This window comes from Pseudomonas carassii, assembly GCF_036324045.1.
Lineage (GTDB): Bacteria > Pseudomonadota > Gammaproteobacteria > Pseudomonadales > Pseudomonadaceae > Aquipseudomonas > Aquipseudomonas peradeniyensis.
In genome coordinates this window covers 137,135-161,476 of the sequence record NZ_JAZDCT010000006.1, presented here as the reverse complement: position 1 = coordinate 161,476, position 24,342 = coordinate 137,135, and the positions used below count along the sequence as shown (strand labels likewise).

Genomic DNA, 24,342 nt, shown 5'->3' with positions numbered 1-24,342 from the left:
CAGATCAAGGATGGCATTACTTGAAGAAGCTCTTCCAGGCCACCGCCGTCGTCGCCCTGCTGACGATGAGCGGATGCGTCTCCTACAACGTCAGCGGCCCGGTGGGCGCGCCGGCTCATCAGGCCACCGTCACCAGCCCGCGCAGCGCGCAAGTCGCCGATGTGCAGGTCAACGCCCCCGGCATTGACCACGCCACTGGCCAGGCCATCAGCCGCTCCCTGACCACCCAGCTCAATCACTACGTGACGCAGGCGGGTTACTTCAAGGCGGTCACCGAGTACCCCGCTCGCCTGGACGAGCAGGACGTGCTGCTCAAGTTCGACATGACCTCGCTCAAGGGCCACCGCGCGCCGCATCCGGCCTATTTCCCCGGGGCCCTGCTGACCCTGACGATGTGGATCTGGTTCAACGGCCCGATCTACGTCGACAGCTTCGATGTCGCCGGCAACCTGGTGATCGTCGACCGCGACGGCGTCGAGCTGGCACGGGCCAAGGAACAGCTCAGGTTCGAACACAACGTCGGCCTCTACGGTGGCGAATACTGGGCGCCGCAGATGGGCGGCAAGCAACTCACCAAACTGGTTGGCGAACTGCTCGACGACGCCACCGTGCAACTGGCAAAACGCTGATAACAGGAATTGATCGATGAACTTCTGCAAACACGCCGTGCTGCTCGGCGCCCTGCTGCTCGGCGGCTGCGTCTCCTACTCCACCGGCGACCTGGCCCCGGTCGGCACCTGGCCACCTGCGGCGAGCACTGCGGCGGTCAAGCCCAATGCCTACCTGCGCAACACCGCGCTGTACCAGGTCAATGACGGACCGGCCGTGGCCGCCGCCGGCGCCCATGCCGACATGTGGGAAAAGGCCGTCAGCGAGACCTACCAGCAATCCGGTCGCTTCACCCGGGTCAGCACCCAGAAGGGCGAGGCGGACCTGTACGCCGAATCGACCCTGACCAACCATGAAGAGTTCGTCACCGCATCGGCCTTCATCACCGGCTTCACTCTGTTCCTCATCCCCTCCACCGCCAAGAACACCTTCACCCTGCAGACCGTGTTCAAGGACAAGGACGGCAAGGAACTCGGCCGTATCAGCAAGAGCGAATCGGTGCGCACCTGGATGCAGCTGGTGCTGATCGTCGGCCTGCCGTTCCAGGCTGACACGCGCGACGTGGTTCGCGAGCTGGCTCGCAGCACCCTGGACGAGGCGGTACAGCGCAAACTGCTGTGACCGTCACGCTCGATTGACAGCGCGACAGCGGGCTTGCCCCGTGATCGGACAGCGATCACGGGGCAAGCCCGCGCGCACAGGACTAGAAAGTCATTTCCTTCACATCGTCGGCCACGATCAAGTTGCCGGCGGTCTTCTCGATGATTTCCTCGACGCTCACGCCCGGGGCGGTCTCGCGCAGGATGAAGGCACCGTTGTCGATCTCCAGGTAGGCCAGGTCGGTGAGCACCTTGCGGATGCAGCCGGCGCCGGTCAGCGGCAGGCTGCACTTGGGCAGCAGCTTGGATTCACCGTCCTTGGAGGCGTGGGTCATGGTGACGATGATGTTGTCGGCACCAGCCACCAGGTCCATGGCGCCGCCCATGCCCTTGACCAGCTTGCCGGGGATCATCCACGAGGCGATGTTGCCTTCCACGTCCACCTCGAAGGCACCGAGCACGGTGAGGTCGACATGGCCGCCACGGATCATGGCGAAGGATTGCGCCGAATCGAAGATCGACGCGCCACGGCGGGCGGTGACGGTCTGCTTGCCGGCGTTGATCATGTCGGCGTCGATAGTGGCTTCGGTGGGGAACTCGCCCATGCCGAGCAGGCCGTTCTCCGACTGCAGCATCACTTCCATGCCCTCGGGCACATAGTTGGCCACCAGGGTGGGGATGCCGATACCGAGGTTGACGTAGTAGCCGTCCTTCAGTTCACGGGCGACGCGTTGCGCCATTTGTTCGCGGGTCAATGCCATGGTCAGGATCTCTTTGTTGTTCTTGAGGACGGCGCTCAGGCCTTGACGGTGCGCTTTTCGATGCGTTTCTCGAAGGTGCCGACAATGACCCGGTCGACATAGATGCCCGGGGTGTGGATCTCGCTGGGCAGCAGCACGCCGGGCTCGACGATCTCCTCGACTTCGACCACGGTGATCTTGCCGGCGGTGGCGGCCAGCGGGTTGAAGTTCTGCGCGGTGTTGCGGTACACCACGTTGCCATAGTGGTCGGCCTTCCAGCCCTTGACGATGGCGAAGTCGCCAGTGATGGAGGCTTCAAGGATGTACTTGCGTCCGTTGAACTCGCGCACTTCCTTGCCTTCGGCGACCGGGGTGCCGTAGCCGGTGGCGGTGTAGAAGGCCGGAATGCCAGCACCACCGGCGCGCATCTTCTCGGCCAGGGTGCCTTGCGGGGTGAGTTCCACTTCCAGCTCGCCGCTGAGCAACTGGCGCTCGAACTCGGCGTTCTCGCCCACATACGAGGCGACCATCTTGCGGATCTGCCGGTCCTCGAGCAGCACGCCCAGGCCGAAGCCGTCGACGCCGCAGTTGTTGGACACCACGGTCAGGCCCTTGACGCCGCGGCGCTTGATCTCGGCGATGAGGTTCTCGGGGATGCCGCACAGGCCAAAGCCGCCGGCCAGCACGGTCATGTCGTCGGTCAGGCCCGCCAGGGCCTCTTCATAAGTTGCTACACGCTTGTCCAGTCCGGCCATGCTCAGTCGCCTTTTGTAGTTGTTGGAACCGTACGGTCATCTTCACTGTAGTCGACTGATTTGTTAATTTTGTTTTCGTCATCGATTGATAACTTTTACAAAACAAAGGGCCCATCCCCCATGAACGTCAAGCAGCTGCGCGCCTTCGTCACCGTGGCCAAGTACCAGAGCTTCGCCCAGGCCGGCGAGCACCTGCACGTCTCGCAACCGGCCCTGAGCCTGACCATCAAGGCATTGGAGGACAACCTCGGCGGCGCCCTGCTCACCCGCACCACCCGCAGCGTCAGCCTGACCCCCGAGGGCGAGGTGCTGCTGCCCCTGGCCCGACGCCTGCTGGCCGATTGGGACGACACCGAGGAAATGCTGCGCCAGCGTTTCACCCTGCAGCTGGGACGGGTCTCGGTGGCGGCCATGCCGGCCTTTGCCGGCAACCTGTTGCCGCAGTCACTGAAGGTGTTCCGCCAGCGCTACCCCAAGGTCAACGTCACCGTGCACGACGTGATCAACGAACAGGTGCTGGAGCTGGTGCGCCACCGCCGTGTCGAACTGGGTATCGGTTTCGAGCCCGAGAACAGCGAGGCACTGCGCTTCCACCCGCTGTACCTGGACCGCTTCGTCGCGGTGGTGCCCGCCGACTCGCCCCTCGCCCGCCAGCCTCAGGTGCGCTGGCCGCAGCTGCTGGCCGAGGATTTCATCGCCCTGCAGCGGCCCTCCGCGGTGCGCCTGCTACTGGAACAGCACCTGGCCGCCAACCATGGCAAGCTGGCGGTGGCCTTCGAGAGCCACCAGCTGTCGACCATCGGCCGCATGGTCGCCAGCGGCCTGGGCGTGAGCGCGGTGCCGGCGCTGTGCATCGGGCAGATGCAGGAGCTCGGCGCCCGCTGCGTGCCGTTGGTCGAGCCCACCGTTGAGCGGCGCATCGGCGTGATCGCCCTGAGCGATCACAAGCTGTCCAGGGCCGCCGAGGCACTGCTCGATGTACTGCTGACCCATACCCATCCGCAGGCCATCACCTGATTCGCAGGGCGTGCATTTCGCCAGCAGTGGAACTCCCGCCGGCCCTTCCTGCTCTTAACATCATGCAGTAACACCCTTGGGCTTCACCTTTGCGGAGGACTCACCATGCGCCACTTACTGCTCGTTCCCTCGCTGCTGCTCCTGCTCCCCGCAGGTTTCGCCCTGGCCCGTGTCGATGCTGGGGATGTCGCCACCTCGGCGGGGATCTCCGCCTCGCTGTACTCGACGTTCAAGGACGACAAACGGATCATCCCGGCCCAGGACGAACTGTCGGCCTTCGTCGCCAGTGGTGGCGCCATTCGCGGTGCTTACCTGGAGTCGGCGCTGACCCAGGTACGCCAGGCCAATCCCGGCTTGCAGGCCAGTGACGAGGAGCTGGCCAGGGCGCTGCTGTCGCAGGATGACAGGTTGGCGGATCACTAAGCGCAAGGAACCCGGGGCCGCTGTGCGGCCCCGGCCTGCTCAGCGCGCCCGGTTGGTGACCCCAAACGGAATATGCACCGACGGCGCCACGGTACTGGTGCTTTTCAAGTGGCCCGACTGGTCGTCGAAGAAGATGTGCGGCTTGAGCACCTGCAGCACTCGCCGCTTCTCGATCCCGCCGAGGAAGAACGCATCGTTGGCCATCACCCCCCAGCTTTTCAGGGTATTGAGTGCCCGCTCGTGGGAGGGTGCGTTGCGCGCCGTGACGATCGACACCCGCAGGCGGTTCTCGTAGCCGGGGTGGGTCAGTTTGTGCTCCTCCTCGGCCGCCTGGATACGGGCGATGCGCACGAAGAACTCCTTGAGCGGGCCGGGGTTGTGCGGCTGGGTGACGTTGATCACTTCATGGGCGTGGAAGCTGTCGAGCCCGCCCGACTGCATCACCGCCTCCGATTCATCCCCGGCCAACACACCATCGAAGTCGAAGGCGATGCGCAGGTTGTCGTCGCTTTCGTCGTCATCGAACTTCGAGTCCAGCACCTGCCCCGCCGGGTAGCCGGCCTTGATCGCGGCGTCGACGTGCTGCTTGTCGGCGGACAGGAACAGGGCGATGTTCAGTGCCGGGATGTACTCGTAGGGTGAACGGCCCTGGGTGAAGATCGCCCGGGTCATGTTCAGGCCGTAGTGACCGATGGTCTTCATCACCCGCATGCCGGTGTCCGGATCGTTCTGCGACAGCAGCACCACCTCCACCAGCGGGTCCTCGGGGTCGCCACGCAGGTCGTTGAGGGCCAGCAGGCGCTTGATGAAGGGATAGGCAATGCCTTTCCCCAACGGCACGTCCAGGTGCTGCTCCTGGTACTTGCGATACTGCGCCTCGCCCTCGCGACGGAACACCGCGTCCGATTCGCTGAGGTCGAACACGGCGCTGGAGGCGACACCGATGACCAGGCGATCATCCAGTTCGAAGGCCATGGGCTTTCCTTGTCTTGATATACGTTGATGGCGAGGCCGGTCAGCCGTCGCTGCGCCCCTGCAGGCGCGAGCTCCAATCCTCGACCTGGTGTTGCTCCAGGCGCTTTTCCAGTGTCCTGCGCCAGTTCGGCACCAGCGGCAGCGCCAGGCATTCGCGCAACAGGTCAGGCTCCAGCCGCTTGTCGAACAGCACCGCCGAGAGACGCGCCACCGACCATTGGGCATGGGGACGCTCAACCAACTGCAAGACATCGCCCGCCTCGACCACGCCCTCCTCCAGCACCCGGTAATACCAGCCGGTGCGCCCGCTCTGCTGCACCCGCAACGCCATCTGCGCCACGTCGAAGCGGTCGTTGAGCTTCCAGCACGGCATGCGCCCCTGGGAGATTTCCAGCAACGCCGTGCCGACGCGGATCCGGTCGCCGAGGCAAACATCGGCCTCGCGCCAACCGGTGCTGCTGAAGTTTTCGCCAAAGGCGCCGGGCTGAGTCAGCAAAGGGTGCTCGCCCAGCTCGGCGGTCCAGTCCGGATAGTGCTCGCGGGGATAATGGTGAATGGCCTTCTCGACGCCACCGTGTACGCGCAGATCGCCCTGTTCATCGCCGGCGATGCCAAGGAAGGTCACTGCCAGCGGGCCTTGGCGAGGTTGCTTATCGATGGCGCTGTGCGAACCCGGGCGGGTGAATGGCCGGGCACAGCCAGTGAGCAGGCTGTCGAGGCGCGGGCTGGGCGAGGTCATGCGGCGGTCTCGTGGAAAGGTCCGCCAGAGCTTACACCAGAGCTCTGGGTAATACCTCAGGGAGCGGGCAAGCCCGCTCCTGCAAAGCTGTACCGAGCGTTACTTGCCCCGCGCCTTGTTGTAGATGGTCTTGGCGCGATCGGCCGAAGCCTGGCAGGTCTTCATATCGCCCTTGGCCTGGGCTTCCTTGGCCTGCTTGAGCAACTCGTGATAATCATGTGCCATGCCGCCATGTAACGCCTGGCCCTCACTCTTGTTGATGTATTCCAGGTCCTTGATCTTGGCATCGCAGTTGGTCGCCGGGCCATCCTCGGCATGGGCGGCGAAACTCAGTACGCAGGTGATCGCTAGCAGTGTCATGGATTTCATGGCGTGTTCTCCTGGGAAACCGATGCAGCACAGAGCATAGTCCGCCCTCACATGCCCGACGGGGCTTCAGCCCAACGGTAGTGCAACCTCGCCGACCAGGAAGTCGATGAACACCCGCACCTTCAACGGCATGTGCCGGGCCTGCGGATACACCAGCATGAACGGCCGCGACGTGCCGCCATGTTCGGCCAGCACTTCCACCAGCTCGCCGCTGTCCAGGGCATCCTGCACGGTAAAGCGGTAGGCCTGCATCAAGCCGCCACCGTGGCGTACCAGGGTCGTGGTGGCGAGGAAATCACCCAGGCAGGTGAACGCGCCCTGGGTTTCGAGCTCGACCAACCGACCGTCACGGCGAAAGCTCCAGGGCGGCCGCCTGCCGCTGCTGGGCAGCTCGAACTGGATGCACTCGTGCCCGGCCAGGTCATCGAGGGTCTGTGGCGTACCGGCCCGGACCAGGTAGCCAGGGGTGGCGACCACCACCAGCTCGGCGTTCTCCAGGCGGCGGGCCACCAGCCGCGAATCGGCCGGCGCGCGGCCGCGGATCGCCAGGTCGAAATGCTCCTCGGCGAAATCGACATTGCGGTTGCTGACATGCACATCCACCTGCACCCCGGGATAACGCTGGCGAAAACGTGGCAACAGTGGCAACAGGCGGTAATGGGCGTAGGGCGTCGGCGCGCTGATGCGCAAGCGGCCACCGGGCTCGAGCTGGCCACCGGTGACCTGGCGCTCGGCCTCGACCAGTTGCCCCAGCGCCTGGCGACAGTGCTGGTAATAAGCCTGGCCGGCCTCGCTCAGGCGCATCTGCCGGGTGGTGCGCACGAACAGACGCACGCCCAGGCGCTCTTCCAGGCGCGCTACCGAACGGCTCACCGCCGCAGGTGTGACGCCCGCCAGGGTGGCCGCCTCGGTGAAGCTGCCGGCGTCGGCGGCAAGGCAGAACAGCTCCAGGCTGCCCAGTTGCAGGTCATCAAAATGGCGGGTCATGGCGGACTCAATTAATTACATGATGTATCGATTGAAATGCCGTACGCCTTATTTTTCAAGATCATGTTGCAACTTAAAGTGACTCCACACCCGAGCAACGGCTCGCACGAGCGGAGATCCTCCCATGAGCAACGCAAGAACCGTCATCATCACCGGCGCCTCCAGCGGCCTGGGCTTCGCCCTGGCCCAGGCCTACCTCGAGCGTGGCGACAACGTGGTCGGCAACGCCCGTACCCAGGCCCGCCTCGACGAAGCCGCCGCCCGCCTGGGCAACCCGGCCGGCTTCATCGGCGTGGCCGGCGACATCGCCGAAAAAGCCACCGCCGAACGGCTGTTCAGCACCGCACTGGAGGCCTTCGGCCGGGTCGATATCCTGGTCAACAACGCCGGCATCTTCATTCCCAAGCCGGTGACCGACTACACCGAGACCGACGTCGATGCGCTGGTCGGCACCAACCTCAAGGGCTTCTTCTACCCTGCCCAGGCCGCGGCCCGGGTCATGAAAGCCCAGGGGCACGGGCATATCGTCGCCATCACCGCCTCGGTGGCCCTGCAGCCGGACACCCGCGTCCCGGCGTTGCTGCCGGTGCTGGTCAAGGGCGGGCTGAACCAGGCGGTCAAGGGCCTGGCCCTGGAGCTGGCCGCCAGCGGCGTGCAGGTCAACGCCGTGGCCCCGGGCATCATCGACACCCCGCTGCACAGCGGCCACGCCGAAGGGCTCGGCGCGCTGTCGCCAAGCGGACGCACCGGCAAGCCCGAGGATGTGGTGGACGCCGTGCTGTACCTGACCGACGCCCGCTTCGTCAGCGGCGTCATCCTGCCCGTCGACGGTGGCAGCACCGCCGGCACCTGGCACTGAACCTGGAGCGACGCACATGCCTTATGTCCATATCCGCGTGACCGATGAAGGCGTCACGGCCGAACACAAACGCCAGTTGATCGAAGGCACCACCCGCCTGCTGGAGCAAGTATTGAACAAACCCCCAGCGAGCACCTTCGTGGTGATCGAGGAAGTGCCCACCGACAATTGGGGCGTCGGCGGCGAGACGGTTACAGCGTTGCGCGCACGCGAACGCAACCGATGACAAACCCTGTGGGAGCGGTCCAGTTCCGCTCCCACACGCTCAGCCTTGCCTACTGCCGCAACCTTCCCAACGCTTCCAATACATGCCCCGTCGCCCGTTCCACCTCCCCCTCGCGACAGGCGATCCCCAACTGGCGCCACAACCCCGGCCGCAATGGCCGCCGGGCGATGCGTGGCGATGGCGGCTGAACCTCGCCTTCCTGCGGCAGCAAGGTGGCCCCGTAACCCGCGCCCACCAGGCTCTTGATCGCATCGTTGTAGTTCAGTTCGATGCGCGGTTCGGGGTACAGCCCCGCCGCGGCGAACCACTCCGACGTCACCCGCGACAGCTGGGTGGTGCTGTCGTTGAGGATCAGCGCCCGTCCGGCGAGCCAGGCCGGCGTCACCCGTGCCGGTGGCTGCCAGTCGGCGGGGATATAGGCCATGATCGGGTCGCGCCGCCACGGCGTGATCCGCAAGCCCTTGCCCGCCACCTGCGGCAGCGCCACCAGGCCGATGTCCAGGGTGCCTTCGCGCAGCCGCGCCAGCGAGGCCTGCGAGGTGAGCACCTGGACCTGCACGTCGATCCCCGGATGGTCCACCCGCAGTGTTTCCAGGGCCTGGGGCAACAAATGAGCGATGGCGCCGGTCGAGGCGCCCAGGCGCACCCGGCCGGTCAGGCCCTCGACCTGGCGGCGCACTTCATCCAGCGCCTGATCGGCGTCGGCCAGCAGACGCCGGGCGCGGGCCAGCAAGGTCTCGCCGATGACCGTTGGGCGCACCTGGCCGCGGGTCCGGGTGAGCAAGGGCGCGCCGATGCGCGCCTCCAGCTCGGCCACGTGCAGGCTGATGGTGGGGGGCGCCAGGTTGAGCTGGCGGGCGGCGTCGGCGAAGGAGGCACGCTCGGCGATTACCACCAGGGTGCGCAGGCGGTCGAGGCTGATTTCTCGCATGGGGTCTCGGTAACTCTTTGGTTTAGCTGGCCCCTGTGGGAGCGGCCTTGCGTCGCGATAGGGCTGCGCAGCAGCCCCCTGCGATTTCAATGGAGGCTCGAATCTGGGGCCGCTACGCGCCCCTATCGCGACGCAAGGCCGCTCCCACAGGGCTGGGCGATCTCCTACAGGACAATGCGCTCAAGTTCAGAATCTCTGAATGCGGTGATCATGATATTCAAATTTTATTTCGTCCAGTGACCGGCGAGGATAGGGCCATTCCTTCTCTTGACTGGACCACCGACATGCACCAACCCCTCGTCTTCATCGACGGCGACCAAGGCACCACCGGCCTGCAGATCCACGCCCGTCTGCAAGGCCGCCAGGACCTGCGCCTGCTCACCCTGCCCGAAGCCGAACGCAAGGACCCGGCGCGGCGCAGCGAGGCGATCAACAGCGCCGATATCGCCGTGCTCTGCCTGCCCGACGACGCCGCCCGCGAGGCCGTGGCCACCCTGCGCAACCCGACGGTGCGGGTGATCGACGCCAGCTCCGCGCACCGCACCGCCCCCGATTGGGTCTACGGCCTGCCGGAATTGAACGAACAACAGGCCGAACGTATCGCCCGGGCCACCCGGGTGAGCAACCCCGGCTGCTATCCCACCGGCGCCATCGCCCTGCTGCATCCGCTGGTCAAGGCCGGTCTGCTGCCGGCGGACTACCCGCTAAGCATCCACGCCATCTCCGGCTACTCCGGTGGCGGTCGGGCCGCCGTCGAGCGCCATGAGCAGCGCAGCGACGCCTACCTGCCGACCCTCCAGCTGTACGGCCTGGAACTGGCGCACAAACATGTGCCAGAGATTCAGCAGCACGCCGGACTCAGCGCACGGCCGGTGTTCGTGCCGGGTTACGGCGACTACCGCCAAGGCATCGTGCTGAGCATTCCGCTGCTACTGCGCCTGTTGCCCGGGGTCGACACCGATCAGCTTCAAGCCTGCCTCGAGCGGCACTATCAAGGCGCCCGGCATGTACAGGTGATGCCCCTGCAGCAGCACGGTCCAGCACAGCCGCTGGACCCGCAGGCGCTGAACGACAGCAACGACCTGCGCCTGGCCCTGTACGCCAACCCCGAACACGGCCAGGTGTTGCTCACCGCGGTGTTCGACAACCTGGGCAAGGGCGCCTCGGGCGCCGCCGTGCAGAACCTCGACCTCATGCTGGCCGGGCTGCGCTAGAATGATCACCCGCCTCGTTCCGGGGCGGGTGTGTCAATCCTGCCGGAGCCCGACCCGCGATGTTCATCCTCCGCCGCCTCGACGGCGTGCCACCCGAATCCTTCCAGAACCAGATCCGCCAGCTGGTGATCGACCATGTCGGCCAGCTCAGCAGCGTCGCCATCAGCCCGGACAATCCGCTCTACCCGCTGTACCAGTACGGCGTCGGCCTGGAAGTGCACCAGTACCTGATGGCCCTGGACGGCACCCGTGGCCTGGCCGTCGAGCTGACCCTGGCCCTGGATGCCGAGGCACCGGACCAGTTGCTCGGCTTCGCCCTGGTGCTGCCGGCCCAGGACAACCCGCAAGCCTGCGCCCTGGCCTACCTGGCCGTGGCCCCCAACCACCGCCGCCAGGGCATTGCCCGTGGCCTGCTGGACGCGGCCCGGGAACGCTATACCTGCGTTGAGCTGAGCACCTTCGCCCAGCAAGTGCCGTGGTTCGAGAACATGGGCTTGCAAGTGGTCGCCAGCGCCGGGCCGCAGGTGCTGATGAGCAGCACGGGTCAGGCCAGCGGCGCGCTGATCGGGCGGCTGGACATCGCGCCGATCTACCAGACCGTCGAAGTCCGGCAGATCCACGCCTACCTGCTCAAGCAACAGGGCGAGGCCGCGATGGTCGACGCCGAGCGCCTGCGCGACGAGCGGCTGGACATACTGACGGAGCAGGCACGGGCGTGCGTCAGGGAACGCAAGACCGTGCATTGAAGCACCTTGCCTTCAGCCCTTGATGGCCCGCTCGATGGCGGCGATGTCGATCCTGCCCATCTGCAGCATCGCCTCGAACGCCCGCTTCGCCACGGCACGATCGGGGCTGGCCACCGCCTGGGTCAACACCCGCGGACTGATCTGCCAGGACACCCCCCATCTGTCCTTGCACCAGCCGCACACGCTCTCGCTGCCACCATTGCCGACGATGGCGTCCCAGTAACGGTCGGTCTCTTCCTGGCTGTCGGTCGCCACCTGAAACGAGAACGCCTCGCTGTGGCTGAACGCCTTGCCACCATTGAGGCCGATGCAGGGGATGCCCATCACGATGAACTCCACCGTGATCACATCACCCGCCTTGCCGGAGGGGTAGTCGGCGGGGGCCATGTGCACGGCGGTCACCCGGCTGTCGGGGAAGGTGCTGGCGTAGAAGTTCGCCGCGTCCTCGGCGTCGTTGTCGTACCACAGGCAAATGCTGTTCTTGGCGGTCATGGTTGGACTCCAGGGGGACTCGGTGCCCACGAGTCTAGTCGCCTGTCCTGGCATGCCAGGTCGGGCCGATCAGCGGCTCAAGCCATCAGCCCTGGCAGGCGAACGCCTGGGCCAGCTCGCGGTCGCTCAGCGCGCTCACCGGATGGAGCTGGCGATACTCGCTCAAGGCCTGCTCCAGCCGTGCGCCGCGCAGGCGCCCGTCGCTGGCGATGAACAGCAGCGCATCGTCGCGGGCGGCCTGGTAGGTACGCGCCGGATGGCTGGTGGAGCCGCTCACCGCCGCGCTAGCGAGGCTCGAGCCGACGGTGAAGTGGTCGGTCGAATTGCCCTTGCCATCCATCGCCAGGGCCGGGCCGGCAAGCAGCAACGTCACCAGAAACGCATGGCCGCGCAGGATCACGAAGCGACCCGTGCGGCTTGCACGGCGTCACCGTGCGCCTGGCTGAAGGCCAGGTAGTAACCGTTGCAATCCCGCACGCCGAACTCTCGCGAGCCATACTCCGTGTCCTGCAACGGCCAGGCGATATCCGCCAGGTCGCGGACTTGCGCGTAGTAACCGTCGACGTCCTCGATCACCAGGTACAAGGTCCCGGCGCACCCCGGCGGCAGTCGCCACAGGTCCTGCTCGGTGAACAGCACACTGCAGTCGTGCAACTGCACGGTGAGGGTCGATTGCGCGGTGTCGGCGACGGTGAATTGCAGCACATCGCGGTAATGTCGGCGGGTAGCGTCAAGGTCGGTGCAACGCAAGAGCGGGGCAATGGGCATGCGGAGCCTCCTGGTCGGCAAACGGGTGTCGCGGATCATCGCCGCAAACCCGCAAAGCGACAAGAGGCTGTATCTCGCGTTTGCCAGCCATCTGTATCTAACCACCGAAACCGCGCACGCCTAGGATCGAAGTCTTCGATCACAGAGGCCTGCCATGAACGACCTGCCCATCACCCCCGAATTTCCCGGCCTGACCCTGCGCCGCCTGCTGCCGGACGACCATGCCATGATCTGCGCCCACCGCGAGGCCATGTTCCTGGACGCCGGTGGCGACCCGCAGCGGCTGAAGACCATGACCGAGCACTTTGGTCCCTGGCTGCGGCCACGCCTGGAGGACGGTCGCTATTACGGTTTCGTGTTGCTGGACGACCCGCAGCCGGTGGCGGCGATCGGCCTGATGTCGATCGACTGGCCGCCGCATCCGGCCCACCCCTGCCAGGACCTGCGCGGCTATGTGCTCAATGTCTATGTCGAGCCGTCCCATCGTCGCCAGGGCCTGGCCTCGAAACTGATGCGCCTGGCCGAGTCGGAGTTCGCCCGGCGTGGCCTGGGCTTCGCGGTGCTGCACGCCACCGCGGCTGGGCGACCGATGTATGCGGGGCTGGGCTGGGCGGCGACCGCGGAGATGGCAAAGACCCTCGGTTGAGCGCTCAAGTCAGCCGCGCAGGCGCCGATACCCCTCGTGCATCCGCCCCGGATGCACGATTGTGCAGTTACTCAAGGAAGATTCATGTCGCGTCACAACCTCCCAGCGCTACTGGTGCTGTCGCTGTTCCTCTCGCTCACCGGCTGCATCGGTCTGCCCCGCTCCAGCACCGACGAAGCCCCGCCGCTGGGCCCGGTGCTGCCGGACAGCGAAGCGCGCAATGCCTGGATCGCCCAGGCCCTCGCCCTGGACCCGCTGGCCAGCCAGAACCGCCAGCCGCCACCACGCCAAAGCAATGCGCAGATCGTCGCCAAGCTGCGCCAGAAGCGTGACATTCAGTTGCCGGACGCCTACTGGACGCAATGGCAGCACAACCTCGATGCCTTCGATGCCGACACCGCGCACCACAAGGAAACCCAGCGCGCCCTCTATATCGCCACCTTCACCGACCAGCTCAAGCGCGTCGACGACCTTACCCTGCAACGCCTGGCCAACGCCCCCGACAGCCTGGACGCCGCCACCCGCGAGGCCTGGAAGATCCGCCTGATCGACCGCTACAGTCGCTACATCATCGATAGCGAAGTGAACCGCGACATCATCGACGCCCACCTGCGGCGCATGGCGCTGATGGATCGGCAATTCGGCGTCTGCGCCCTGGACAGCGACTGCTGGGACCGCCCAGCCAAGCCGTGACATTTGACGCGAGGCGCGGCAACGGTCAAGGTCGACGAACTTCACCGAACCGGAGCCCGACATGCATTTCGACCTGATCCAGTCCCTGAGCCTGGCCGGCAAGCCCGATGTGCCCAATGACGACCGCGTCGGCAGTGCCGACCGTCACGCCTGGGTCATCGATGGCGCCACCGACCTCGGCGCCCCCGGTCTGCTCGGTGAGCGCGGTGGCGCCGCCTGGCTCTCGGCCACGGCCCAGCGCGCCTTCGCCACGGCCTCGGGACCGCTGCACCAGGTCTGCGAGACGGTCTTCACAACGCTCGCCCAGGCCTACCGGCAGGATCGCCGGCGCGAGCCGCTGGCCACCTGGGAGTTGCCACGTGCAGCCTTTGCCGCCGTGGCCATCGAGGGCGAGGAGCTGGTCTGCGCGCACCTGGCCGACTGCGTGGTGCTGCATCGCGGCGCGCAAGGCATCCGCTTCCTCACCCCCGAGCCCGACCGCGAGGCCGAACGCGCAGAAGCCGAGGCGCTGGGTCCAGGCACCGGCGCCCACGGCGTGCGCACCCCGGCCGTGCTGGCCGACCGCCGTGTCGCCCGCGAGCGCCCCCGGGCCGTGCTCGGCGTCGATGCCGAATTGTCCCGCGAAGGCACCCTCTACAGCCGTGCGCCAGTGGCCGTGGGTGACGATGTCCTGCTGATGAGCGATGGCTTCGCGGCGCTGTTCGACACTTACCGGGCCTATGACCCGGTAGGCTTCATCGAGCGCCTGCAAAGCCACGGCCTGGATGACCTGGCACGGACGTTGCGCGGCATCGAGCAGGACGATGCCGCCTGCCTGCGCTACCCCCGCTTCAAGATGAGCGACGATGCCTCGGCGATCTGGTTGCGGGTTGGCTGAGCGCTGGAGGCGTTTCTGCTGTCACGGCAAGGACAGGCCTTCGAGGCTGTTAGGGTCTGTACGAAATGTAGTGCAGATACATTTCGTACAGAGCCTGGACGGGATGGTTGCCGCCAACAGCGGAGTCACCTCTACCCCTCCCTGCGTAACAGATAAGTATCCATGATCCACCCCTTGCGCCGTCGCGCCTCCTCGCGAAGGTGCACGATGCGTGCCTTCACCGCCAGCAACGGCCCGCTGACCAGCAACTCGTCCGGCGTGCCCAGGTAGGCGCCCCAATAGATCACCAGTTGCGGGTCGTCCAGGGCGGCAAAGGCACACTGGCCGTCGAGCATCACCAGCACGTTGTCGATCCGCACCTGTTCGCCCAGGCGTCGGCCCGGCAGCACGGTCAGCGGCTCGCCGATGCGGTTGAGGGGAATCTGGTGGCGGGCGGCCAGGGCCTGGATGCTGCTGATGCCGGGAATCACCTGCAAGGCCAGCGCCACGCCTCGTTGGCGCACCAGCTCGAGAATGCGCAAGGTGCTGTCGTACAGTCCGGGCTCGCCCCACAGCAGGAAGGCGCCGACGTCGTCGGCCCCCAGTTCGTCCTCGATCAGGCGGGCGTACAACGCGGCGCGCTGGATATGCCAGTCCTGTACCGCGCCGACATAGTCCGGCGCCTGGCCGTCCCGGCGCGGGTCCTCGACCCGCACCAGGCGGTAACCGCCCTCGGGCCGGTAGCGCTCGAGGATGGCCCGGCGCAGGCGCACCAGTTCATCCTTGTCACTGCCCTTGTCGAGGACGAAGAACAGCGTGGCGCGGCGCAGGGCCTCCACCGCCTCATAGGTGACCTGGCGTGGATCGCCCGGCCCGATACCGATCAGAAGAAGCTGTTTCATCGCCTGCCCTGCCTGGTTGCCAGTGGTCATTGTCGACCGACCACCGGCCCTTTGGCAAAGCGGCTCAGAAGATCGAGAAGTTGTAGCTGACGATGACCCGGGTCTCGTCCATGTCACGCGCCCACTTCTCGTAGTTGCTGCGGTAGGTGGAATTGCGCAGGCGCACGCTGACGTCCTTGAAGGTGCCGGACTGCACCTGGTACTTCAGCTCGCTGTCGCGTTCCCATTCCTTGCCTTCGGCATTGCTGCCCGGGACCTTGACGTTGTCGCCGTTGATGTAGCGGGTGAAGAAGGTCAGGCCGGGCACGCCCAGGGCCTTGAAGTCATAGTCGTAACGCACCTGCCAGGAGCGTTCCTGGGCGGCGGCGAAGTCGTTGACCTGGGCGTAGTTGACCAGGTACGGGTTGGTGCCGTCGAGGTACGGCATGGCGCTGTCGCCGTACATGCGCTGCCAGCCGGCGCTGAGCTTGTGGCCACCGAGGCTGTAGCCGAGCATGCCGCTGAAGGCGCGGTGGTCGATGTGCCCGGCGCGGGCGTTGCCGATGTCGTCGCTCTTGATCAGGCGCAGGTCGGCCGACAGCGTGCCGACCTCCAGGGGCTGGCTGGCGACCAGGCCGAGGAAGTGCTGGCGGTAGATGTTCTCGAGCTTGGAAACCTGGTACTGGGCGCTGATCCGGTCGTTGACGCGGTAGTCGACACCGGCCAGGTCGAAGTGGTCGGCCTCGATGTCGCAGGCGTAGCGCTTGTTCTTGCAATGCACGCGGATGTCCTGGCGGTCGGTGGAATCCCGCGCGGTGTACTGGTTCAGGCGCGCCAGGGTGAACTTGAGGTCGCGCACCTCCTCGGAGGTCAGCCAGGCACCATGGAACATGGTCGGCAGCAGGCGGCCGTCGTTGTACTTGAGCAGCGGCACGTCCGGCATCATCGAGCCGTACTTGAGCACGGTGTTGGACACTTTCACCTTGCCGGCGACACCCATCTTGGCGTACTGGTCGGCGGAGTGGCGCGGGTCGTGCCCGGAAGACGGCAACAGGCCGCTGTTGCTGTCGGCGGGGCTGGAGTCGAGTTTGAAACCGACCATGCCCAAGGCATCCACGCCGAAGCCGACCGGTCCCTGGGTATAACCGGACTGGACATTGAGAATAAAGCCCTGCGCCCACTCTTCGCGCTTCGACGCACCCTGTTTGGAACTGCTGTGGCCGTCACGGAAGTCCCGGTTGAAATAGACATTGCGTGCTTCTACCTTGGCACTGCTGTCTTCAAGAAAACCGGCGGCCTGGGCGTTGACACCGGCACACAGGAAGAACAGGCCGGCAACTCGGCGCCCGGGGGCGAGGGGGAAAGGGGCAAACATGCGAGGGAACATCCAAAAGAAGGGCGAAAAACCATCCGGGCAGCCATCTGCACCGGCACTACGCGATGAACGAATACATTTCGACCATCATCCATAATTTTCCTCCAAGGGCTCTAGCCTGCGCCATGGGACCATGGTCTAAAGCCTCTGGCCGGGTCGTTTCGAATAGCGCATGAAAAACCTGCAAAGTTCCCTGGTAATTGATTGAAAGTTTGCTGTTTACCCCCTCGCAAGCGACTACTACACTCTCGCTTAGCGAACAGCTTTACCCATCCACGTGGCCGACGTTCAGTCTGGTTTCATGTTCGTCACGTCCCGCCACGGCAGACTTACAGGAGTGATGACAGTGTCCAGACTTGCAGAGTTTCGTGCTGCCGAAAAAGCGCTCAAGGAACAGATGGCACAACTGGAAGCGCTGAAAAAGGATGCCGGCCTTAAACGCGAAATCGAATTCGAGCAGAAACTAGTCGGCCTGATGAAAAGCTATGACAAGAGCCTGCGCGACATCATCGCCATCCTCGATCCGAAGGCCGTGAGCCGCGCCCCGGCACCGATCAAGCAGCAGCGTCGGCCACGGGTGGTGAAGGTCTACCAGAACCCGCATACCGGCGAGCGTATCGAGACCAAGGGCGGCAACCACCGAGGGCTGAAAGCCTGGAAGGAACAGTACGGAGCGCAGACGGTGGAAAGTTGGGTGCGCTGATGAAACCTCGACACCCGCTTCACACTTTTTTCACATGCGCAGGCCCAGTATCAAACCAGCTAAAGGACTAGCGACCCCATCACGCGCCCGCACATGCGGGCCTCTAATTCCGGCGCCCCGCACTCGTGCGGGGCGCTTTCATTTGCGCTGCCGATGGACTTCCGTATCATGGTCCGCCTGTTTTAGGCCCCGATTCAGGAGTACCCATGAGCCTGCACGATCTGCAAACCCTGCCCGGCGTCACCGCCCAGCCGGACACCGCCACCGCCAACTTCGTATTCAACCACACCATGTTGCGGGTCAAGGACATCGAGAAGTCCCTGGACTTCTACACCCGCGTGCTGGGCTTCAGCCTGGTGGACAAGCGTGACTTCCCGGAAGCGGCCTTCAGCCTGTACTTCCTGGCCCTGGTCGACCACAAGGCCATCCCGGCGGACGACGCCGAGCGCCACCAGTGGATGAAGTCGATCCCCGGCGTGCTCGAGCTGACCCACAACCACGGCACCGAGAACGACCCGGAGTTCGCCTACCACAATGGCAACACCGACCCGCGCGGCTTCGGTCACATCTGCATCTCGGTACCGGACGTGGTCGCCGCCTGCGCCCGCTTCGAAGCCCTGGATGTGCCGTTCCAGAAGCGCCTGAGCGATGGCCGCATGAAGCACCTGGCCTTCGTCAAGGACCCGGACGGCTACTGGGTCGAGATCATCCAACCGACCGAACTCAAGGCCTGATCCTCGGTCGCGCTCGTCGGGCCGGGAACTCCCGGCCCCTCGCTGTGGTATCTAGAAGGAACGCCTGTTCCCAGCCACAGCGAGGTAAGGACGATGCAAACCCTTCACTGTGAATACCGCGACCACACCATCACCGCCAGCGTGATGCCCCACCCCGACTCGCCCCTGCCCTACGCGGCTGGCTGCGTGATCACCGATCCCGCAGGGCACAGCAGCCGGCGAATCTCGATGCCGATGAAGTTCTTCGCCGACCTGGACAATGCGCAGCATGTGTCCCTGGCCCATGGCCGGGCGCTGGTTGACCAGCAGTTGGATGAGGCGGACCGGCGGGTGTTCTGAGACGGGGTACGACCTCCCTTGTAGGAGCGGCCTTGTGTCGCGAAAGGGCTGCGAAGCAGCCCCGGCGATTGTTGCGTAAACGCTGAAACCCTGGGGCCGCCATGCGGCCCTTTCGCGACACAAGGCCGCTCCTACAGGACAGCGATACGGTCAGACATCTCGGGCATACGCCACTGCCGCGTCCACCTGCTCGACCGTCGGCCGCACCCCGGTGTACAGCACGAACTGCTCCAGCGCCTGCAACGCAATGACATCGAGCCCGGTGATCACCGGTTTGCCCAGCGCCTCGGCGGCGCTGATCAGCGGTGTCCGCGCGGGCATGGCCACCACGTCGAACACCCGCTGCGCCGCCGCGATGGCGGCTTCGCTGAATGCCAACTGCTCGGCTTCAGGCCCTCCGGCCATGCCGATTGGCGTGACATTGACCAGCATCGGCGGGCAGCGGTCGCCCAGGTCCGGCAGCCAGCGATACCCGCAGACGTCCGCCAACTGCCGCCCTGCCTGCTCGTTGCGGGCGACGATCGTGCCGTCACCAAACCCGGCGTCACGCAGGGCGCAAGCCACCGCCTTGGCCATGCCGCCACTGCCTCGCAGGGCGAACGCTGTGGACGGGTCGACCTGATGCCGGGCCAACAGCTGGCGCACCGCCAGGTAGTCGGTGTTGTAGGCCTTGAGCTGGCCATCGGTGTTGACCAGGGTATTCACCGAAGCGATGGCCGCGGCGGATGGATCGACCTCGTCCACCAGCGCCAGGCAGGCCTCCTTGTACGGCATCGACACGCCGCAGCCACGGATCCCCAAGGCACGGATGCCAACCACGGCGGCAGGCAGGTCCTGGGTGGTCATGGCCTTGTAGTAGTAATCCAGCCCGAGCTGGCGGTACAGATGGTTGTGAAAGCGCACGCCGAACGTCCCGGGGCGCCCGGCCAGGGAGATGCACAGCACCGTGTCCCGGCTCGGTGAATGGCTCATCGCGGTTCCTCTGTCATGGCTGAATCGATTTCGCCAGCGTACCAGACCCTGCCGCTGGTCGCCCCTTACACAACCTTTACCCTTTGCCGGCGCGCACTTTACCGTGGCCGCGGTCATAGTTATCAGGCCCCGTGCGTGGGGTTGCCTTGCGAGGTGTTCGCCATGAAGCGTTTCATCCCCGGAATCGCCCTGCTGGTCGGCGCGCTGGCCATCAGCGGGCAGGCATCGGCCCATGGTGACGGCTGGTATGGCCCGGGGCCAGTGATTGGCGCGGCGGTGGTGGGCGCGGTGGTCGGCGCGGCGGTATCGGGCGGCCATGACCGTACCGTCTACGTCGAGCGCCAGCCGGCCTATTACCCGCCGCCTCCGGTCTATGTGCAGGCGCCACCGCCGCCGGTCTATTACCAGCCCTATGTGGTCGAGCGCTATGTGCCCGCCCCGCCGCCACCGGTGTACCGTCGCTACTACGGCCCGCCACCGGTGTACTACGGTCCGCCGCGCTGGTAGGCGCCATAGTTGATAAAAGCAATGACCACTATCGAGGACATTGATTTCAAACCCTGAGGGCATCTGCGTAAGGTGGGGCCATGTTCGAGAGGAGATCCATCATGGCCCCGATCCAGATCATGTCCGTTGTCGGCAGCGCGGTGCCCAGCAGCCTGCGCCAACAAGGCCTGCTGGCCTGCTGGTACCTGATGCGCAACGGTGAAACCATCAGCGGCCCGCTGACCAGCCGCCGCTCGGCCGAGACCCTGGCCGGTCGCCTACTCGACCAGGCGTTCGCTGCCTGACCCTGAATTTGTTGTGCGTTGCTCCCTACGCCTCTTGTTGCCCGCCGTCATGGCGGGCTTTTTTTACCTCACAAGTGTCCGGAGCCCGGCGTCGCCCACGCCGCCAAAGGCAGTGGCGGTTGCTGGTCGAGGATGCGGCGCCAGATCAAGGCCAGCCTGCCGCTATCGAACAGGGAAGCGGCTCCGCCACCGATCCAACCCCGGGGCTGGGTGACTGCCCATTGTCCTGCAGGTTCGCGCCGGGCCATCTCGAAGCGGAAACTGTAGCTACCAGGCATGCCCATGCGCAGGTCGGTGACCACCAGCGAGTCACCGATGATGTCGTAGCGCAACCAGTCGTCGGTGAACCAGCGCAGCCGCTCGTGTAACGCGGCTCCCGCCAGTATCCCGGCCATCTCCAGGTTGCGCGACTGACGCAGCATCTCGGGCGGCTCGCGGTCGAACCAGCTGCTCACGCCCTCGTAGTAGTCGCCCTCCGGGGTTTTCGCCAGCACTCGCCAGATCAGGCTGTTGAAGGCGATGGGCACCGCGCGGACCTCGCTGTTGGTGACGCCTTGCGCCTGCAGGGCTATTGCGAAACGCTGCTCGGCAGCCATCCGCCCAGCCAGGCCGAAGCCCAGGTATGCAGTGCTGAACGCCAGCGCCAGGGACAGCAGCACGGTCGCCCTGCCCTTCAGGCCCTTGACCGCCGCATAGCCGACCGCCAGCAACAACGGCACGGTGTATACCGGGTCGATGATGAACACTGCGGCCCAGCTTTCCGGCGTCAGGTGCAAGGGCCAGAACAGCTGGGTGCCATAAACGGTGAAAGCGTCGAGAGTCGGGTGGGTGACCAGCGCCAGCCAGAAGGCCAGGAACAGCCGGGGCCGGGTGTAGCCCTTGTCTGGCCAGCGCCAGGCGACCAGCCAGGCCAGCAGCAAGGCCAGTCCGGTCAGAACGAAGATCGAATGGGAAAAGCCGCGGTGAAAGGTCATCTGCGACACCGGATCGGCGTAGCGGATCACCACATCCAGATCGGGCACGGTGCCCAGGGCGGCGCCGTAGAGCAGCGCACGACGCCCCTGGAGGCGGCCCAGCACGGTGCCCTGCAGGGCGGCGCCAAGTACGGCTTGAGTGAGTGAGTCCAAGGAGAACGGTTCCTGAGCGAGACCTGCGCAAGCTACCTGCTTCGCCATTGAATATGCAAATAGCCCTCGTGGCGGTCAGAACAGCTGCCAGGTGTACACCAGGATCAAGCGGTTCTCGTCGATGTCGCTGCGATAGTTCGAGCGGGCCATCGCGTTGCGCACCCGGATCCCCAGCCCCTTGAGCACCCCGCTCTGCACCGCGTAGCCCAGGTCGATGTCGCGCTCGCGATCCCGGCCCTCGAAGCCCTGCCCGGTGTCGACGTTGTCACCGCTGATGTAGCGCACCGTCGCGGTCAACCCAGGGATGCCCTGGGCGGCGAAGTTGTAGTCGTAGCGCAGCTGCCAGGAGCGCTCGTCGGTGTAGGCGAACTCGTAGGTCGGCACCTCGTTGCCCAGCGGCGAGATGTTGGCGAACACCCGGGGAAACGGACTGTCGCCGTAGATGCCCTGGTAGCCGACATGAAAGCCGTGTCCGCCACGCCGGGCAGTCAGCAGCGAGAAGAACGCCTGGTTGTCGATCCGCCCCAGCCGCGCGTCGCCTGCCTCGCGGGCGCTGAAATAGCCGAGGTTGGCGCTGAGCACCCAGTCGCCCACGGGCTTGCTGTGCTTGAGGCCGACGAAACCCTGCCGGTAGATATCCTGCAGTTGCCCATACCACAGGCTGACACTGCTCTGCCCGGCATTGAACCCGTAGTCGCCGCCCACATAGTCGAATGCATCGCTCTGTGCCTGGCGCATTGGCACATGGCCGAGCATGGCGCTCATCCTGTCGTCGCCGCCCTCGTTGCGCAGGTGCGTGCTGCTCAGGTGTCCGGCCTGCACGGTCAGGCCCTCCAGCTCGGCGGAACTGAGGCTGATGCCCTGGTAGGTCGGCGGCAGCAGGCGGATATCGCTGAAGGTGAGGACCGGCAGGTTGGGCTGCAGCTCGCCCAGGCGCAGCTCGCTCTTCGACCAGCGCGCCTTGAAGGTCGGCGCCAGTCGGCTGTACTCGGCCGCGGCGCGGCCATCGCCGTGCACCGGCAGCAGCCCGGTGTTGACCCGATCGGGGCTGCTGTCCAGGCGGATGCCCAGCAGGCCCAGGGCGTCCACGCCGAAACCGACGGTGCCGGGGGTATAGCCGGACTTGAAGTCGAGGATGAAGCCCTGGGCCCACTCTTCGGCCCGAGACTGTCGGTTGGCGCCGACGATGTCGCCGTAGTCGCGGCTGAAATAGTAGTTGCGGGCGCCGAGACTGGCTTTGGCGTCTTCAAGGAAGCCGCCTTCGGCGGCCAGCAGGGAGGGGCTGAGCAGGGTCAGGCCCAGAACGACGCAAGGGGTGTGGTTCATTCCGAAGCTCTCTGATCTTGTTGTTATGTGATGAACTGCTGGAACGGGGGAAACGCTGGTATGCCCTTCTCCTGGGCATGGCGAAACGGGGCAACACAGCACCTGTAGGAGCGGCTTTAGCCGCGATGCAGGCAGCGCGGTATCTGGCACCCGCTTCGCGGGTGATCGCGGCTAAAGCCGCTCCTACACAGCTCGAGTCAAATCAATGGGCCTGCTGCATGGCCCGTGGCCTCGCGCTGCGCTGCTCGGCCTCGCTGTCCTGCGCCTGCTGCAACTGGAAGTCGAAGGTCAGTTCGGCGACCCGCCCCTGCCCGCCATCACGGAACACCACCTCGCCCACCAGCCCTTCACGGGTGGCATAGGCGAAGTCGTCCCACAGGTAGCGGTCGCCGGCGAGGTTGATCTGGGTGGTCAGGTGGCGATGGCCCGGTGCCGAGATGAAGAAGTGAATGTGCGCCGGGCGCTGGCCGTGGCGGCCGAGCAGGTCCAGGCATTCCTGGGTCGGCCCCTGCGGGTCGCAGCCGTAGCCCGACGGCACGATCGAGCGGGCGCGGTAGCGGCCATCGGCGTCGGTAATGATGCGCCGACGCAGGTTGTAGGCGGACTGGCTCTGGTCGAAGAACGAGTAGGTGCCCCGGGTGTTGGCGTGCCACAGGTCGACCGTGGCGCCGGCCAGTGGCTGGCCCTGGGGGCCGAACACCTGCCCCTCGAGGAACATCAGCGTGGCCACGCCCTCCTCGCTGCCATCGTCCATTCGCGCCTCGCCCTCGGTGATCGGCGCGCCCGCCACATACAGCGGGCCTTCGATGGTGCGCGGGGTGCCACCGCCCAGGCCTGCCTGGGCATCCTTGGCGTCCTGCAGCAGGTCGAGGAAGTGCTCCAGGCCCAACCCGGCCACCAGCAAACCGGCCTCGCCGCGCCCGCCGAGGCGGTTGAGGTAATCCACGGCGTGCCAGAACTCGTCCTCGCAGATCTCCAGGTCTTCGATCAGGCGCGCGGCGTCCTGCAGCACTCGCTGGACGATACGTTTGAGCCGCGGACTGCCGTTGTCGTTGTGCAGGCCCGCGGCCTCTTCGAAGAACTGCTGCACCTCAGGGGTATGGGAAATCTTCACGGTCATGATCAGGTACCTCGCGTTGTTCTTGTCGTGTGGGTTCAGCGGTCGTCAGCATGGATCGACGAGGGATGGCGGCACAGGCCGGCGACCTCGATGTCCATGTAGGGGAACAGCGGCAGCTGCAGCAGGGTGTCGTGCAGCGCCTCGACGCTGGGCACGTCGAACACGCTGTAGTTGGCGTAGTGGCCGGCAATGCGCCACAGGTGGCGCCAGGTGCCCTCGCGCTGCAGGCGCTGGGCCAATTCCTTTTCATCGGCCTTCAGCTGCGCGGCCCTGGTCGGGTCCATGTCGGCCGGCAGCTTCACGGTCATCTTCACGTGGAACAGCATGGTG

At 65.7% G+C, this 24,342-nt stretch carries 33 protein-coding genes; 16 read left to right on the top strand and 17 right to left on the bottom strand.

The window, feature by feature from the left end; genetic code table 11:
- The first annotated feature begins 65 nt into the window (after nt 1-65).
- Together V0R62_RS06890 and V0R62_RS06885 are read left to right on the top strand one after the other, a co-directional pair.
- Nucleotides 66-629, top strand: a complete 564-nt coding sequence (locus V0R62_RS06890; RefSeq protein ID WP_330103270.1) for a hypothetical protein — start codon at nt 66-68, stop codon at nt 627-629.
- A gap of 16 nt (nt 630-645) precedes the next feature.
- Nucleotides 646-1,230, top strand: a complete 585-nt coding sequence (locus V0R62_RS06885) for a hypothetical protein (RefSeq protein ID WP_330103231.1) — start codon at nt 646-648, stop codon at nt 1,228-1,230.
- A gap of 82 nt (nt 1,231-1,312) precedes the next feature.
- Here V0R62_RS06885 and V0R62_RS06880 read toward each other — a convergent pair whose 3' ends face one another.
- Both V0R62_RS06880 and V0R62_RS06875 read right to left on the bottom strand, forming a co-directional pair.
- Nucleotides 1,313-1,969, bottom strand: coding sequence for a CoA transferase subunit B (locus tag V0R62_RS06880; protein WP_330103230.1), 657 nt, complete (start codon nt 1,967-1,969; stop codon nt 1,313-1,315).
- 35 nt (nt 1,970-2,004) lie between these two features.
- Nucleotides 2,005-2,703 carry a CoA transferase subunit A gene (locus V0R62_RS06875; RefSeq protein ID WP_330103229.1) on the bottom strand — a complete coding sequence of 233 codons (699 nt, stop codon included), beginning with the start codon at nt 2,701-2,703 and terminating at the stop codon, nt 2,005-2,007.
- A gap of 120 nt (nt 2,704-2,823) precedes the next feature.
- Here V0R62_RS06875 and V0R62_RS06870 point away from each other — a divergent pair, with 120 nt between their 5' ends.
- Together V0R62_RS06870 and V0R62_RS06865 are read left to right on the top strand one after the other, a co-directional pair.
- Nucleotides 2,824-3,720 (top strand): LysR family transcriptional regulator, encoded by an 897-nt coding sequence (locus tag V0R62_RS06870; protein ID WP_330103228.1) that lies wholly within the window; start codon nt 2,824-2,826, stop codon nt 3,718-3,720.
- A gap of 105 nt (nt 3,721-3,825) precedes the next feature.
- On the top strand, nt 3,826-4,143 hold the full coding sequence (locus tag V0R62_RS06865; RefSeq protein WP_330103227.1) for a DUF2388 domain-containing protein: 318 nt from the start codon (nt 3,826-3,828) through the stop codon (nt 4,141-4,143).
- 39 nt (nt 4,144-4,182) lie between these two features.
- On the opposite strand, the gene V0R62_RS06860 is transcribed toward V0R62_RS06865, so the two are convergent.
- From V0R62_RS06860 to V0R62_RS06845, 4 genes are all read right to left on the bottom strand, one after another.
- A complete protein-coding gene (locus tag V0R62_RS06860; protein ID WP_330103226.1) occupies nt 4,183-5,118 on the bottom strand; it encodes a 5'-nucleotidase in 936 nt (311 codons plus the stop codon).
- 40 nt (nt 5,119-5,158) lie between these two features.
- Nucleotides 5,159-5,857 carry an MOSC domain-containing protein gene (locus tag V0R62_RS06855; RefSeq protein WP_330103225.1) on the bottom strand — a complete coding sequence of 233 codons (699 nt, stop codon included), beginning with the start codon at nt 5,855-5,857 and terminating at the stop codon, nt 5,159-5,161.
- A 99-nt stretch (nt 5,858-5,956) separates the two neighbouring features.
- Nucleotides 5,957-6,226, bottom strand: coding sequence for a hypothetical protein (locus tag V0R62_RS06850; protein WP_330103224.1), 270 nt, complete (start codon nt 6,224-6,226; stop codon nt 5,957-5,959).
- A 66-nt stretch (nt 6,227-6,292) separates the two neighbouring features.
- On the bottom strand, nt 6,293-7,213 hold the full coding sequence (locus V0R62_RS06845; protein ID WP_330103223.1) for a LysR family transcriptional regulator: 921 nt from the start codon (nt 7,211-7,213) through the stop codon (nt 6,293-6,295).
- Nucleotides 7,214-7,337: 124 nt separating this feature from the next.
- Between V0R62_RS06845 and V0R62_RS06840 the strand changes: the two genes are divergently transcribed.
- Nucleotides 7,338-8,072, top strand: coding sequence for an SDR family NAD(P)-dependent oxidoreductase (locus V0R62_RS06840; RefSeq protein ID WP_330103222.1), 735 nt, complete (start codon nt 7,338-7,340; stop codon nt 8,070-8,072).
- A 16-nt stretch (nt 8,073-8,088) separates the two neighbouring features.
- Complete coding sequence (locus V0R62_RS06835) at nt 8,089-8,298, top strand: tautomerase family protein (protein ID WP_330103221.1); 210 nt, start codon at nt 8,089-8,091, stop codon at nt 8,296-8,298.
- Nucleotides 8,299-8,347: 49 nt separating this feature from the next.
- Here V0R62_RS06835 and V0R62_RS06830 read toward each other — a convergent pair whose 3' ends face one another.
- On the bottom strand, nt 8,348-9,229 hold the full coding sequence (locus tag V0R62_RS06830; protein WP_330103220.1) for a LysR family transcriptional regulator: 882 nt from the start codon (nt 9,227-9,229) through the stop codon (nt 8,348-8,350).
- 284 nt (nt 9,230-9,513) lie between these two features.
- Between V0R62_RS06830 and argC the strand changes: the two genes are divergently transcribed.
- Nucleotides 9,514-10,443, top strand: a complete 930-nt coding sequence (argC, locus tag V0R62_RS06825) for an N-acetyl-gamma-glutamyl-phosphate reductase (protein WP_330103219.1) — start codon at nt 9,514-9,516, stop codon at nt 10,441-10,443.
- A gap of 59 nt (nt 10,444-10,502) precedes the next feature.
- Nucleotides 10,503-11,189, top strand: a complete 687-nt coding sequence (locus V0R62_RS06820) for a GNAT family N-acetyltransferase (protein ID WP_330103218.1) — start codon at nt 10,503-10,505, stop codon at nt 11,187-11,189.
- Between the two features lie 12 nt (nt 11,190-11,201).
- Here V0R62_RS06820 and V0R62_RS06815 read toward each other — a convergent pair whose 3' ends face one another.
- From V0R62_RS06815 to V0R62_RS06805, 3 genes are all read right to left on the bottom strand, one after another.
- Nucleotides 11,202-11,681: a VOC family protein gene (locus tag V0R62_RS06815; protein WP_330103217.1), complete on the bottom strand. Its 480-nt coding sequence runs from the start codon at nt 11,679-11,681 to the stop codon at nt 11,202-11,204.
- Between the two features lie 85 nt (nt 11,682-11,766).
- Nucleotides 11,767-12,054 (bottom strand): DUF2388 domain-containing protein, encoded by a 288-nt coding sequence (locus tag V0R62_RS06810; protein ID WP_330103216.1) that lies wholly within the window; start codon nt 12,052-12,054, stop codon nt 11,767-11,769.
- A 23-nt stretch (nt 12,055-12,077) separates the two neighbouring features.
- Nucleotides 12,078-12,449, bottom strand: coding sequence for a VOC family protein (locus tag V0R62_RS06805; RefSeq protein ID WP_330103215.1), 372 nt, complete (start codon nt 12,447-12,449; stop codon nt 12,078-12,080).
- 154 nt (nt 12,450-12,603) lie between these two features.
- Here V0R62_RS06805 and V0R62_RS06800 point away from each other — a divergent pair, with 154 nt between their 5' ends.
- The 3 genes from V0R62_RS06800 (at nt 12,604) to V0R62_RS06790 (ending at nt 14,665) form a co-directional block, all read left to right on the top strand.
- Complete coding sequence (locus V0R62_RS06800; RefSeq protein ID WP_330103214.1) at nt 12,604-13,095, top strand: GNAT family N-acetyltransferase; 492 nt, start codon at nt 12,604-12,606, stop codon at nt 13,093-13,095.
- Between the two features lie 84 nt (nt 13,096-13,179).
- Nucleotides 13,180-13,788, top strand: a complete 609-nt coding sequence (locus tag V0R62_RS06795; protein WP_330103213.1) for a hypothetical protein — start codon at nt 13,180-13,182, stop codon at nt 13,786-13,788.
- Between the two features lie 61 nt (nt 13,789-13,849).
- Nucleotides 13,850-14,665, top strand: coding sequence for a protein phosphatase 2C domain-containing protein (locus V0R62_RS06790; RefSeq protein ID WP_330103212.1), 816 nt, complete (start codon nt 13,850-13,852; stop codon nt 14,663-14,665).
- Nucleotides 14,666-14,796: 131 nt separating this feature from the next.
- On the opposite strand, the gene cobF is transcribed toward V0R62_RS06790, so the two are convergent.
- Nucleotides 14,797-15,546 (bottom strand): precorrin-6A synthase (deacetylating), encoded by a 750-nt coding sequence (gene cobF / locus V0R62_RS06785; RefSeq protein ID WP_330103211.1) that lies wholly within the window; start codon nt 15,544-15,546, stop codon nt 14,797-14,799.
- A gap of 64 nt (nt 15,547-15,610) precedes the next feature.
- Nucleotides 15,611-16,900 carry an OprD family porin gene (locus V0R62_RS06780; protein WP_330103210.1) on the bottom strand — a complete coding sequence of 430 codons (1,290 nt, stop codon included), beginning with the start codon at nt 16,898-16,900 and terminating at the stop codon, nt 15,611-15,613.
- A 346-nt stretch (nt 16,901-17,246) separates the two neighbouring features.
- Between V0R62_RS06780 and V0R62_RS06775 the strand changes: the two genes are divergently transcribed.
- From V0R62_RS06775 to V0R62_RS06765, 3 genes are all read left to right on the top strand, one after another.
- Entirely contained in the window at nt 17,247-17,603 is a 357-nt protein-coding gene (locus V0R62_RS06775; RefSeq protein ID WP_330103209.1) for a histone-like nucleoid-structuring protein, MvaT/MvaU family, read from the top strand.
- A 206-nt stretch (nt 17,604-17,809) separates the two neighbouring features.
- The gene (gloA, locus tag V0R62_RS06770; RefSeq protein WP_330103208.1) at nt 17,810-18,337 is read left to right on the top strand and encodes a lactoylglutathione lyase; all 528 of its coding nucleotides are present in this window, start codon (nt 17,810-17,812) and stop codon (nt 18,335-18,337) included.
- Nucleotides 18,338-18,430: 93 nt separating this feature from the next.
- The gene (locus V0R62_RS06765; protein ID WP_050705425.1) at nt 18,431-18,676 is read left to right on the top strand and encodes a hypothetical protein; all 246 of its coding nucleotides are present in this window, start codon (nt 18,431-18,433) and stop codon (nt 18,674-18,676) included.
- A 150-nt stretch (nt 18,677-18,826) separates the two neighbouring features.
- Here the strand turns inward: V0R62_RS06765 and V0R62_RS06760 are convergent, their stop codons facing one another.
- The gene (locus tag V0R62_RS06760; protein ID WP_330103207.1) at nt 18,827-19,648 is read right to left on the bottom strand and encodes a shikimate 5-dehydrogenase; all 822 of its coding nucleotides are present in this window, start codon (nt 19,646-19,648) and stop codon (nt 18,827-18,829) included.
- Between the two features lie 162 nt (nt 19,649-19,810).
- On the opposite strand from V0R62_RS06760, the gene V0R62_RS06755 reads away from it, so the two are divergent.
- Both V0R62_RS06755 and V0R62_RS06750 read left to right on the top strand, forming a co-directional pair.
- Complete coding sequence (locus V0R62_RS06755; RefSeq protein ID WP_330103206.1) at nt 19,811-20,155, top strand: hypothetical protein; 345 nt, start codon at nt 19,811-19,813, stop codon at nt 20,153-20,155.
- A gap of 101 nt (nt 20,156-20,256) precedes the next feature.
- Complete coding sequence (locus V0R62_RS06750) at nt 20,257-20,439, top strand: hypothetical protein (RefSeq protein WP_330103205.1); 183 nt, start codon at nt 20,257-20,259, stop codon at nt 20,437-20,439.
- Between the two features lie 68 nt (nt 20,440-20,507).
- On the opposite strand, the gene V0R62_RS06745 is transcribed toward V0R62_RS06750, so the two are convergent.
- The 4 genes from V0R62_RS06745 to catC form a co-directional block, all read right to left on the bottom strand.
- Complete coding sequence (locus V0R62_RS06745; protein ID WP_330103204.1) at nt 20,508-21,566, bottom strand: metal-dependent hydrolase; 1,059 nt, start codon at nt 21,564-21,566, stop codon at nt 20,508-20,510.
- A gap of 75 nt (nt 21,567-21,641) precedes the next feature.
- A complete protein-coding gene (locus V0R62_RS06740) occupies nt 21,642-22,892 on the bottom strand; it encodes an OprD family porin (RefSeq protein ID WP_330103203.1) in 1,251 nt (416 codons plus the stop codon).
- Nucleotides 22,893-23,094: 202 nt separating this feature from the next.
- Nucleotides 23,095-24,012 carry a catechol 1,2-dioxygenase gene (catA, locus tag V0R62_RS06735; protein ID WP_330103202.1) on the bottom strand — a complete coding sequence of 306 codons (918 nt, stop codon included), beginning with the start codon at nt 24,010-24,012 and terminating at the stop codon, nt 23,095-23,097.
- Between the two features lie 35 nt (nt 24,013-24,047).
- Nucleotides 24,048-24,338 (bottom strand): muconolactone Delta-isomerase, encoded by a 291-nt coding sequence (gene catC / locus V0R62_RS06730; RefSeq protein WP_330103201.1) that lies wholly within the window; start codon nt 24,336-24,338, stop codon nt 24,048-24,050.
- Between the last annotated feature and the right edge of the window lie 4 nt (nt 24,339-24,342).

Bases quoted from the DNA above. Each gene is read 5' to 3' on its own strand.
- V0R62_RS06890 (WP_330103270.1), top strand. From the start codon at position 66: ATGAGCGGATGCGTCTCCTACAACGTCAGCGGCCCGGTGGGCGCGCCG.
- V0R62_RS06885 (WP_330103231.1), top strand. From the start codon at position 646: ATGAACTTCTGCAAACACGCCGTGCTGCTCGGCGCCCTGCTGCTCGGC.
- V0R62_RS06880 (WP_330103230.1), bottom strand. From the start codon at position 1,969: ATGGCATTGACCCGCGAACAAATGGCGCAACGCGTCGCCCGTGAACTG.
- V0R62_RS06875 (WP_330103229.1), bottom strand. From the start codon at position 2,703: ATGGCCGGACTGGACAAGCGTGTAGCAACTTATGAAGAGGCCCTGGCG.
- V0R62_RS06870 (WP_330103228.1), top strand. From the start codon at position 2,824: ATGAACGTCAAGCAGCTGCGCGCCTTCGTCACCGTGGCCAAGTACCAG.
- V0R62_RS06865 (WP_330103227.1), top strand. From the start codon at position 3,826: ATGCGCCACTTACTGCTCGTTCCCTCGCTGCTGCTCCTGCTCCCCGCA.
- V0R62_RS06860 (WP_330103226.1), bottom strand. From the start codon at position 5,118: ATGGCCTTCGAACTGGATGATCGCCTGGTCATCGGTGTCGCCTCCAGC.
- V0R62_RS06855 (WP_330103225.1), bottom strand. From the start codon at position 5,857: ATGACCTCGCCCAGCCCGCGCCTCGACAGCCTGCTCACTGGCTGTGCC.
- V0R62_RS06850 (WP_330103224.1), bottom strand. From the start codon at position 6,226: ATGAAATCCATGACACTGCTAGCGATCACCTGCGTACTGAGTTTCGCC.
- V0R62_RS06845 (WP_330103223.1), bottom strand. From the start codon at position 7,213: ATGACCCGCCATTTTGATGACCTGCAACTGGGCAGCCTGGAGCTGTTC.
- V0R62_RS06840 (WP_330103222.1), top strand. From the start codon at position 7,338: ATGAGCAACGCAAGAACCGTCATCATCACCGGCGCCTCCAGCGGCCTG.
- V0R62_RS06835 (WP_330103221.1), top strand. From the start codon at position 8,089: ATGCCTTATGTCCATATCCGCGTGACCGATGAAGGCGTCACGGCCGAA.
- V0R62_RS06830 (WP_330103220.1), bottom strand. From the start codon at position 9,229: ATGCGAGAAATCAGCCTCGACCGCCTGCGCACCCTGGTGGTAATCGCC.
- argC (WP_330103219.1), top strand. From the start codon at position 9,514: ATGCACCAACCCCTCGTCTTCATCGACGGCGACCAAGGCACCACCGGC.
- V0R62_RS06820 (WP_330103218.1), top strand. From the start codon at position 10,503: ATGTTCATCCTCCGCCGCCTCGACGGCGTGCCACCCGAATCCTTCCAG.
- V0R62_RS06815 (WP_330103217.1), bottom strand. From the start codon at position 11,681: ATGACCGCCAAGAACAGCATTTGCCTGTGGTACGACAACGACGCCGAG.
- V0R62_RS06805 (WP_330103215.1), bottom strand. From the start codon at position 12,449: ATGCCCATTGCCCCGCTCTTGCGTTGCACCGACCTTGACGCTACCCGC.
- V0R62_RS06800 (WP_330103214.1), top strand. From the start codon at position 12,604: ATGAACGACCTGCCCATCACCCCCGAATTTCCCGGCCTGACCCTGCGC.
- V0R62_RS06795 (WP_330103213.1), top strand. From the start codon at position 13,180: ATGTCGCGTCACAACCTCCCAGCGCTACTGGTGCTGTCGCTGTTCCTC.
- V0R62_RS06790 (WP_330103212.1), top strand. From the start codon at position 13,850: ATGCATTTCGACCTGATCCAGTCCCTGAGCCTGGCCGGCAAGCCCGAT.
- cobF (WP_330103211.1), bottom strand. From the start codon at position 15,546: ATGAAACAGCTTCTTCTGATCGGTATCGGGCCGGGCGATCCACGCCAG.
- V0R62_RS06780 (WP_330103210.1), bottom strand. From the start codon at position 16,900: ATGTTTGCCCCTTTCCCCCTCGCCCCCGGGCGCCGAGTTGCCGGCCTG.
- gloA (WP_330103208.1), top strand. From the start codon at position 17,810: ATGAGCCTGCACGATCTGCAAACCCTGCCCGGCGTCACCGCCCAGCCG.
- V0R62_RS06765 (WP_050705425.1), top strand. From the start codon at position 18,431: ATGCAAACCCTTCACTGTGAATACCGCGACCACACCATCACCGCCAGC.
- V0R62_RS06760 (WP_330103207.1), bottom strand. From the start codon at position 19,648: ATGAGCCATTCACCGAGCCGGGACACGGTGCTGTGCATCTCCCTGGCC.
- V0R62_RS06755 (WP_330103206.1), top strand. From the start codon at position 19,811: ATGAAGCGTTTCATCCCCGGAATCGCCCTGCTGGTCGGCGCGCTGGCC.
- V0R62_RS06750 (WP_330103205.1), top strand. From the start codon at position 20,257: ATGGCCCCGATCCAGATCATGTCCGTTGTCGGCAGCGCGGTGCCCAGC.
- V0R62_RS06740 (WP_330103203.1), bottom strand. From the start codon at position 22,892: ATGAACCACACCCCTTGCGTCGTTCTGGGCCTGACCCTGCTCAGCCCC.
- catA (WP_330103202.1), bottom strand. From the start codon at position 24,012: ATGACCGTGAAGATTTCCCATACCCCTGAGGTGCAGCAGTTCTTCGAA.
- catC (WP_330103201.1), bottom strand. From the start codon at position 24,338: ATGCTGTTCCACGTGAAGATGACCGTGAAGCTGCCGGCCGACATGGAC.